The following is an 812-nucleotide window of genomic DNA, read 5'->3' as shown; positions in this document are numbered from 1 at the left end:
CGGCCAAGCAGGACGCGAAGTTCACGGTGGAGTCGGGCACGCAGGTGGCGAGCAACCTGCTGCAGGCGCACAAGAAGATCGACGCGATCTGGAACCACGACGACGACCAGGGCATCGGTGTGCTGGCGGCGATCAAGGAGGCCGGCCGGGACGAGTTCTTCATGGTCGGCGGTGCGGGGTCGGCCAACGCGATGCGCGACATCCAGGCCGACAACGGTGTGCTGAAGGCCACGGTCACCTACAGCCCGACGATGGCCGCTTCGGCGATCAAGCTGGCGCGGCTGATCGCGCAGGGCAAGGGCATGAGCGACCTGCTGGAGCAGCAGGTGCCGCAGTCGATCACGCTGACCTCGGAGACGGTCGTCAAGGACAACGCGGCTAAGTACCTGCCGACCGGCTTCGAGTCATGAGGCCCGTCCTGGGCGTCGGCATGGTCGGGTACGCGTTCATGGGCCGGACTCACTCGCAGGCCTGGCGCAGTGTGGACGCGTTCTTCGACCTGCCGGTCCGGCCCGTCATGGCGGCCCTCGCCGGCAGGTCGGCCGAGGCGACCGCCCAGGCCGCGCGTACGCTGGGCTGGGCCCACGCGGAGACCGACTGGAAGCGGCTGCTGGAGCGTGACGACGTGCAGGTGGTCGACATCTGCACGCCCGGCGACAGCCACGCCGAGATCGCCATCGCCGCGCTGGAGGCGGGCAAGCACGTCATCTGCGAGAAGCCGCTGGCCAACACCGTGGCCGAGGCCGAGGCGATGACCGCCGCCGCCCGCGCGGCGGCGGCGCGGGGCGTGCGCAGCATGGTCGCCTTCAACT

The 812-nt window shown here is 70.1% G+C and carries 2 protein-coding genes; both read left to right on the top strand.

The window, feature by feature from the left end:
• Positions 1 to 410 (top strand): substrate-binding domain-containing protein (locus tag HHX31_RS33405; protein WP_169953801.1); only part of this gene is annotated, 410 nt, incomplete at its 5' end.
• Positions 407 to 812, top strand: a 406-nt coding sequence (locus HHX31_RS33400) for a Gfo/Idh/MocA family protein (RefSeq protein WP_169953799.1), incomplete at its 3' end; no start/stop codon positions are given. The genes HHX31_RS33405 and HHX31_RS33400, both read left to right, overlap by 4 nt.

Origin of the sequence: Microbispora sp. H11081 (assembly GCF_012999535.1) — a bacterium.
Taxonomy (GTDB): domain Bacteria; phylum Actinomycetota; class Actinomycetes; order Streptosporangiales; family Streptosporangiaceae; genus Microbispora.
The sequence above is the reverse complement of the archived record's forward strand: the minus strand, read 5'-3'. Positions and strand labels throughout refer to the sequence as shown.